Raw genomic sequence first — 8,548 nt, 5'->3', positions numbered from 1 at the left:
TCCATAATCGGCATCATATTCGGTGGTTGGTTGTTATCCATAATCGGCATCATATTCGGTGGTTGGTTGTTATCCATAATCGGCATCATATTCGGTGGTTGGTTGTTATCCATGATTGGCATTATATTTGGCATTTGAATATTTGGCGGTATGACTTGTGGAATAACTACATTTTCTTTCGATACATTTGGTGATACTATATTCCCTACGTTTTCTTTCTTTACTTGTGGTGACACTATATTCCCTACGTTTTCTTTCTTCACTTGTGGCGATATTATATTCCCTACATTTTCTTTCTTCACTTGCGGTGACACTATATTCCCTACATTTTCTTTTTTCACTTGCGGTGACACTATATTCCCTACATTTTCTTTCTTCACTTGCGGCGATACTATATTTCCTACATTTTCTTTCTTCACTTGCGGCGATACTATATTTCCTACATTTTCTTTCTTCACTTGTGGCGATATTATATTCCCTACATTCTCTTTCTTCACTTGCGGCGATACTATATTATTTTTTTTCGTTTGCGGAGAAATGATATTGTTAGGTTTCATTTTACTAATTTGAGGAGCAATTAACTCGCTTCCTTTTTTTATTACATCTGAAATTTTATATTCTTTTTTCGGTTTTATTGGTGGTTGTGGCGGCTGTGGCAATACATTTACCGAAAACTTCGTGTTTTCTTTTTCCGCCGGTTTTTGTTTTTCTATCACAGGTGGTTTTTGAATAACAGACGGTTTTTCAACTGGTTTCTCTTTTTGAATTGGCTGTTCTTTTTGCACCTCTTTTTGCGGTTTCACCTGTACTTCTTTTTGCGGCTTTACTTGCATCTCCTTCTGCGGTTTTACTTGCACTTCTTTTTGTGTTTGTTGCATAGCTGGCTGCTGTGTAATTGGTGCTGATTGATACGTAACTTCTTCTTCATCTTCTATTCCAAGCGGAGTTGGTGTTGCTGCAAATTCTTTTTGCTGCACTTCTTTTACGTATTGCTTTGGAGGCGCTGAGCCTGCCCCAGCCTGTTGTTTCATGTGAATACTCTTTGATGGCACTTTAATTTTCATACCTGGCATGATTAAATCTGGATTACTAAGTTGTGTATTTGTTTTTTTCAACGTATCAAAATCCACTCCGTACTTTTTCGCAATTTTCCAAAGGGTATCCCCTTTTTGCACGATATGAATTTTCAAATTTTCCCCCTCCTGTATAACTTATCTATAAGTAACAAATCTCATGAAGTAACTCTTTCTAAATAACATTAACTTCTTTTCACTTTTATCACTTCTTCGATTTTCAATATCATTCGAAGTGGAATAAGCATAAAGAACCACAATGATTTCTTCAAAACAATGTATGCCCATTTTGTTCTTGTTATGATTATATGTATGAAAAAAAGCAACGGGAATACCGTTGCTTTACACACGCTCTAACATACGATTTAATGCAAGAACCGCTTCTGTCGTTACTTGTTTATCTACGCTAATAACGTTAATTTCTTCTCCTCTTTCTATCGTTTCAAGTACCCATAATAAGTGAGGCAGATCAATTCGGTTCATCGTTAAGCACGGGCACATAAATGGATTAAGTGAAACAATTTCTTTATCTGGATGTTGCTGAATAATTCGGTTCACTAAATTCATTTCTGTACCAATCGCCCATTTGCTACCAGATGGCGCCGATTCAATCATATCAATAATATATTTCGTTGAGCCTGCATAATCTGAAGCAGCTACAACTTCATAGCAACATTCTGGATGTACAATAATATTCATATCAGGATGATTTTTTCGTACGCTCTCAATGTTCTTCACTGTAAAATTTTGATGAACAGAACAATGCCCTTTCCATAAAATCACTTGAATTTCTTCTATATCCCCATCGTACTCTAATGAATCTGTGTGTGGGTCCCATACTGCCATTTTATCTAACGGGATACCTAAATCGTACGCTGTATTTCTCCCTAAATGTTGGTCTGGTAAAAAGACGAGACGCTCTTTTTGAGTAAACGCCCAAGATACCATTTGCTTTGCATTAGAAGAAGTTACTGTTGCTCCTCCGTTACGACCACAAAACGCTTTAATTGCAGCTGTAGAGTTCACATATGTTAACGGAATCATCGTATCTCCAAATAATTTCTTTAACTCTTTCCACGCTCTTTCTGTTTGTTCAATATCTGCCATATCCGCCATCGAACAACCTGCACGCATATCTGGTAAGATGACAACTTGATCATCTGTCGTTAACATATCTGCTGTTTCCGCCATAAAGTGCACCCCGCAAAACACAATATATTTTGCGTCTTTATTGCTCGCTGCAACTTGCGCAAGCTGAAGTGAATCCCCTGCTGCATCTGAAAATTGTACCACTTCATCTTTTTGATAATGATGCCCTGGAATGAATAACATTTTCCCCATCTTCTCTTTAATTTCACGAACACGCTTTTCCATATCTTCCGTTGACATCGTGTAATAACGCTCTGGTAACATCGTTTCAATTGGCTGTACTTGTTCTAAAATACTCATATACGTTTCTCCCCCTCTAAGCCACTTTCCTTACCCTTCAATATTGAAACTAATATCAAGTGCTTTCACTGAATGTGTTAACGCTCCAAGTGAAATATAATCTACCCCTGTTTTTCCGTATTTCGATAAATCTTCAATTGTGATGCCCCCTGAAGCTTCTGTAACGATAGCGCTTGGTACAATTTTCGAAAACTCCCGGATTTCATCTGGCGTACGATTATCGAACATAATAATATCCGCACCAGCAGCAACAGCCTCTCTCACCTGTTCCTCAGTTTCTGTTTCTACTTCTACTTTCACCATATGTCCTAACTTTTCTTTCACTGATGTAACAGCTTTTGTAATAGAACCAGCAAACAAAATATGATTGTCTTTAATCATGACACCATCATATAAACCGAAGCGATGATTAAATCCACCACCACACACGACTGCATACTTATCAAACATACGTAGTCCTGGCATCGTTTTTCGCGTATCACAAATGCGAGTATGGCTACTATCTAAAGCAAGAACCGCTTTACGCGTCATCGTCGCTATTCCGCTCATACGCTGAATAACGTTTAATATAACGCGCTCTGCTGTTAATAACGATGCAATTGGCCCTTGCACAGTTGCAATGATTTCGCCTTTTTCTACAAGATCCCCATCTTTTTTATGAAGCTCTACTTCAATTCTCTCATCAATTAATTTAAATCCTGATTCAATTACTAAACGTCCTGCAAAGACCCCTGTATCCTTCGCAAGAAACGTTCCTTTCGAAAGTAAGTTATCTGGAAAAATAAGCTGAGATGTTACATCTCTTTCTCCTATATCTTCTAAAAAAAATCGATTTAATGCTTCTTTAACTTTTATCGTGTTCATAAAGCCCCTCTTCCCCTCATCACACAAGTTGTAGTTTTCTCTTTACTCGAACAATCTCTTTCTTTCCTATATTTCTATCTGGATAATCACTTCGGTAATGCCCGCCAATACTTTCTTCTCTTTGCAGGGCTGAAACAACTATAAGCTCACAAACTGTTAACATATTAATAAGCGTTATCTCTTCATTCGTAAGAACATCATGTTGTAATATCATATTTCGAACACCGTACTTACTAAGCCATCTCTTCGCATAAAATAAGCTTTGCTCTGTTCGCACAATCCCAACATATTTCATCATACATTTTTGTATTTCTTCTTTCGTCGGTAAATGATTCAGAACGATAAACTTTGCTTCTTTGTCGGCTAGCATGTTCACCTTTTCTTTTGTCTCTCTAGATAAAATGTGCCTTCCGATTCTTCCTCCAAACACAAGACCTTCTAATAATGAATTACTCGCTAATCTATTTGCACCATGAACCCCATTACAAGCTACTTCTCCGACTGCGTATAGGTTCGGAATAGACGTCTCTCCATCACAGTTCGTTTTCACGCCACCCATGTGAAAATGAGTACCGGGCACGACTGGAATAAGGTTTTTATTTATATCGACTCCATTTGTTTTACATATCGATGACACGGTCGGAAAGCGTTGTTCAAAGTTTTGAATCATTTCAATGTTTAAGTACACTTTTTCACCCGCAAGTAGCTGTTCATGAATAGCCCTTGCGACTACATCACGAGGCGCTAAATCCTGTTCGGAATGTATATCCATCATAAAACGCTGTCCTTTGCCATTTATAAGGACAGCTCCTTCTCCGCGAACGGCTTCGGACACGAGGCCGGAACAACGCCCACCCGCGTATAACATCGTCGGATGAAATTGTATAAACTCTAAATCTACAAGCTCTCCGCCTGCACGGTACACCATTGCAAGTCCATCGCCTGTAATTGTCTCATCATTAGAAGTAAAGGCGTATAAACCGCCAATACCGCCTGAAGCTAACACCGTATAATCTGCATTGTAACGTTTCAGTTCTCCTTTATTGTTGCGAGTTAAAGCCCCAACACATTTATCTTTTTCTATAATAAAATCAAGCACCATTTCCTGTTCCACTACCATAACGTATGGAGCTACTTCTTGAATAAGATGCTCTAATAAATTCTTTCCTGTTGCATCGCCACCTGCATGTAAAATACGACGTTTTCGATGCGCTCCTTCTTTTCCAAGATGAGGACCTGTTTCATCTCCATCAAATTTCATTCCTCTTTCAATAAGGTTATTAATTTCTTTCGGTCCTTCCTCGACTAAATAACGGACCACTTCTTCATTGTTATAACGACACCCTGCTACTAACGTATCTTCAAAATGATCATTAGGATTGTCATATGTAGCTACCGCTGCGGCAATTCCACCTTGAGCTAAATGTGTATTATTATTACGTTTCGTCTCCTTTGTGATAATAATCACATTCTTTTCGTGACAAATCTCTTTTGCAACACGAAGTGCCGCAACGCCACTTCCAATAATTAAGACATCTGCACTTGGCATAATTGTTGCCTCCTACTTTACACTTTTCAACTGTCTTGACACCTATATTTACATAGTTTTAAAATAATGACAAGAGTTTTTTTATAATTCTTATTTTCACTACCATTTAAAAAGTAAAAGAAATGTAACTCTTACTAGAGAGAGGAACTTACATGATGATATATCTTGACTATGCAGCTACTACACCTATGAGCGAGGAAGCGTTACAAACATATATGAAAGCAGCTTCGCAATACTTCGGAAATGAACAAAGTTTACATGATATTGGAGGAACAGCTTCTTCTTTATTACAAGTTTGCCGAAAAACATTTGCGGAAATGATTGGAGGCAAAGAACAAGGAGTATTTTTCACAAGCGGTGGATCGGAATCGAACTATCTTGCGATTCAATCACTTCTAAATGCCCGAAATAAGAAGCATATTATTACGACACCTATGGAACATGCATCCATTCGAAGTTATTTTCAATCTCTAAAATCAAAAGGCTATACGATCACTGAAATTCCTGTTGATAAAAGCGGACTCATTTGTTTAGTAGATTTAGAGGCAGCTATTACAGAGGATACTGTGCTAGCAAGTATACAGCATGGAAACTCTGAAATCGGAACCGTTCAAAACATTACAGAAATCGGTGCACTTTTAAAAACATATAATGTTTTATTTCATACGGATTGTGTGCAAACATTTGGTAAACTGCCTATCCATGTTTTTGAGATGGGGATTGATAGTCTTTCTGTTTCAGCACATAAAATATACGGCCCAAAAGGTGTCGGCGCTTGCTACATAAATCCGCAATCTCGCTGGGAACAAGTATTTCCAGGAACTTCTCACGAAAAAGGATTTCGCCCAGGTACAGTGAACGTTCCCGGCATCGCATCTTTTTTAACAGCTGCTGAAAATATATTAAAAACTCAATGGGAAGAAAGTTTACGTTTTAAAGAGTTACGATCCTACTTTTTAGAGCAAATACAAACACTTCCGCTAGAAATTGAAGTAGAAGGTCATTCTACTTCTTGTTTACCACATATTGTTGGGGTTACAATAAAAGGAATAGAAGGTCAATATACTATGCTAGAATGTAATCGTCATGGTATTGCCATTTCCACCGGAAGTGCTTGCCAAGTCGGTAAACAAGAACCTTCGAAAACTATGCTTGCAATTGGAAAAACGTATGAAGAGGCCAAACAATATGTCCGCTTCTCTTTCGGACAACAAACAACGAAAGATCAAATTGATACTACTATTCATGCACTACACACAATTGGAAATCAATTTTATAGAGGTGTTAAATCATAATGAAACAAAATGAACAAAAAAAGATTTTAGGTGAAGAAAGACGACAGCTTATCCTCCAGTGGCTTCTTGCTGCAAATGAACCGTTATCGGGGAATGAACTATCGAAAAAGACGAACGTAAGTAGACAAGTTATCGTGCAAGATATTTCCTTGCTTAAAGCACGAAACGAACCAATTATTGCGACTGCTCAAGGTTATTTATATTTAAAGCCACAAGAGAAGCAACAAACTTTCGAACGCGTAATTGTATGCCAACATAAACCAGCAGAAGTACGTCAGGAACTTACAACGCTTGTTGACCATGGTGTTACGATTAAAGACGTAAAAGTTGAGCATCCTGTATACGGCGACTTAACAGCATCCATTATGGTAAGCAATCGCTTTGATGTAGAGCAATATTTACAAAAAATCGAAAACACAAATGCTTCCTATCTTTCACAACTAACAGATGGTATTCACTTACATACAATCGAGGCAGATTCTAAAGAAAAATTAGATGCTGCTTGTGAGGCGTTAGATAAAGCAGGATTTCTCGTTTATTAATGTAAAGCACAGAGTTTTTATCATTCTCTGTGCTTTTTTAATGCTATAATATTGTAATCAATCGTAAAGGAGATCAAATATGGGAATTGAACTCGTTCACTTTAGCATTGGCAAACCGAAACAAATGAAATATGGCGAAGATAAAGAAATGATTACCGGTATATGTAAAGAACTTACCGAAGAAGCTTTCCTATCAAAAGATGGCTTCCTTGGTGATGATGTAGCAGATTTAAAACACCACGGTGGACCTGATCGCGCAGTTTGTGTGTACTCACACGAGCATTACGCACTATGGGAAAAAGAATTTCAAACAACACTTCCCGCTTCCACATTTGGTGAAAACATTACCGTAACAAATATGTTAGAGCATGACGTATGCATCGGAGATACATATCAACTAGGCGAAGCAATCATTCAAGTAACGCAAGCTCGCGTACCTTGTAGCACAATTTCAAAACGTCTTGGCATCCCTGGCATACTGCCGCGTATTGTAGCAACTGGATTTACTGGTTACCTATGCCGTGTTCTTCAAGAAGGTACTGTACGTAAAGATTCTAAAATTACATTACTAGAACGTCAGCCGAGCAATGTTTCTGTTTTGTTCTCTAACGAAATTTATTTTCATAATAGAAAAGATAAAGATGGCATTGAAAAAATTCTTGCTGTTCCAGAACTAGCTGATATTTGGCGTGGTCAGTTAGAAGATCGTCTTGCGAAGTTAAAATAAAGTGAAACTTTAATCAGCCCTCACCAATCAGGCTGCCCGGCAAATAGCAGGATAAAGAATCCCACCTTTTGCAGGTGGGATTTTATTAATCTATCAAAAAATATACTAGGCAATGAAATGATATGGACGATTAGACAAATACAAATATTCCATCTACATCTTACAACCAATAAGAAGAATAACTCCCCAGCACAGTAACAGAAAAACCGAGCGCTTCAAGTTCCATCGTTACACCTGGTAACAATACGTCATCGTATGCTTTATCGACATCGATTAAGAAAAAGTAATTTCCAAGACCTGTTTTCATCGGACGCGATTCGATTTTTGATAAGTTTAATTTTCTCCATGCGAAAGCTGATAGCACTTGATATAGGGCACCTGCATAATCTGCAGGTAACGTTATCATAAGCGTCGTTTTCTCTCCGCGGTTTTCTCCGTTATTCGGGAGTATTGCTTTCTTTTTCTTATGGAGTACTAGGAAGCGTGTATGGTTATTTTTATGCGTATGAATACTACGTCTTACAATTGTTAATCCGTATTTTTCTGCAGCTGCTTCATTTGCAATAGCGGCAATTTTTTCTTCAGGATGTTCTTTCACATATTGCGCAGCGGCACTTGTGGATGTCATATCTCGAACAGTTACTCCTTTTAATTCTTCATTTAAAAACTTATGGCACTGTGCAATGGCATGCGGATGAGAATGCACCGCATATACTTCATCCCACACTTCTGCATACTGCGGATGTACAAGTAAATGCTGCTGAATTGGTACTGTAATTTCTCCTACAATAGAAAGCGGCTGCTCATGTACAAGATAATCAACCGTTATATTCACTGAACCTTCTATTGCATTTTCTAACGGTACGACTGCGAAGTCTACATTTTCATTTGCAGCTGCATCTATACAATCTGGAATCGTTCGATACGGTACATGATCTGCCTCCGGAAAAAAACGACTCACCGCCATATTTGTAAATGTTGCCTCTGGTCCTAAATATCCTACTCGAATCATCGTCTTTTCCCCTCTTTTTCGTTTTCTTACTGTTATA

At 38.0% G+C, this 8,548-nt stretch carries 7 protein-coding genes and 1 pseudogene; 3 read left to right on the top strand and 5 right to left on the bottom strand.

All coding sequences use genetic code 11. From position 1 onward, the window contains the following. From exsA to nadB, 4 genes and pseudogenes are all read right to left on the bottom strand, one after another. A pseudogene (exsA, locus tag MRP26_RS26780) lies at nt 1-1,190 on the bottom strand (spore coat assembly protein ExsA); the annotation flags it as partial. Between the two features lie 225 nt (nt 1,191-1,415). After that, nucleotides 1,416-2,522, bottom strand: a complete 1,107-nt coding sequence (gene nadA, locus MRP26_RS26775) for a quinolinate synthase NadA (protein WP_089171794.1) — start codon at nt 2,520-2,522, stop codon at nt 1,416-1,418. Between the two features lie 30 nt (nt 2,523-2,552). After that, nucleotides 2,553-3,386: a carboxylating nicotinate-nucleotide diphosphorylase gene (gene nadC / locus MRP26_RS26770; RefSeq protein WP_242807122.1), complete on the bottom strand. Its 834-nt coding sequence runs from the start codon at nt 3,384-3,386 to the stop codon at nt 2,553-2,555. A 19-nt stretch (nt 3,387-3,405) separates the two neighbouring features. Then, complete coding sequence (gene nadB / locus MRP26_RS26765) at nt 3,406-4,935, bottom strand: L-aspartate oxidase (protein ID WP_197242779.1); 1,530 nt, start codon at nt 4,933-4,935, stop codon at nt 3,406-3,408. Nucleotides 4,936-5,087: 152 nt separating this feature from the next. On the opposite strand from nadB, the gene MRP26_RS26760 reads away from it, so the two are divergent. The 3 genes from MRP26_RS26760 (at nt 5,088) to MRP26_RS26750 (ending at nt 7,499) form a co-directional block, all read left to right on the top strand. Further along, a complete protein-coding gene (locus tag MRP26_RS26760; protein WP_069356236.1) occupies nt 5,088-6,230 on the top strand; it encodes an IscS subfamily cysteine desulfurase in 1,143 nt (380 codons plus the stop codon). Then, entirely contained in the window at nt 6,230-6,772 is a 543-nt protein-coding gene (locus tag MRP26_RS26755) for a transcription repressor NadR (RefSeq protein ID WP_053563610.1), read from the top strand. Before MRP26_RS26760 ends, MRP26_RS26755 begins: the two co-directional genes overlap by 1 nt. 79 nt (nt 6,773-6,851) lie before the next feature. Next, nucleotides 6,852-7,499, top strand: a complete 648-nt coding sequence (locus MRP26_RS26750) for an MOSC domain-containing protein (protein WP_197242781.1) — start codon at nt 6,852-6,854, stop codon at nt 7,497-7,499. Between the two features lie 160 nt (nt 7,500-7,659). Here MRP26_RS26750 and pheA read toward each other — a convergent pair whose 3' ends face one another. Further along, nucleotides 7,660-8,511 (bottom strand): prephenate dehydratase, encoded by an 852-nt coding sequence (gene pheA / locus MRP26_RS26745; protein WP_000621693.1) that lies wholly within the window; start codon nt 8,509-8,511, stop codon nt 7,660-7,662. Nucleotides 8,512-8,548: the final 37 nt, after the last annotated feature.

It is taken from the genome of Bacillus sp. CCB-MMP212, assembly GCF_022748145.1.
Taxonomy (GTDB): domain Bacteria; phylum Bacillota; class Bacilli; order Bacillales; family Bacillaceae_G; genus Bacillus_A; species Bacillus_A cereus.
Note: the sequence above shows the minus strand (reverse complement) of the source record. Positions and strands in the feature narration are given on the sequence as shown.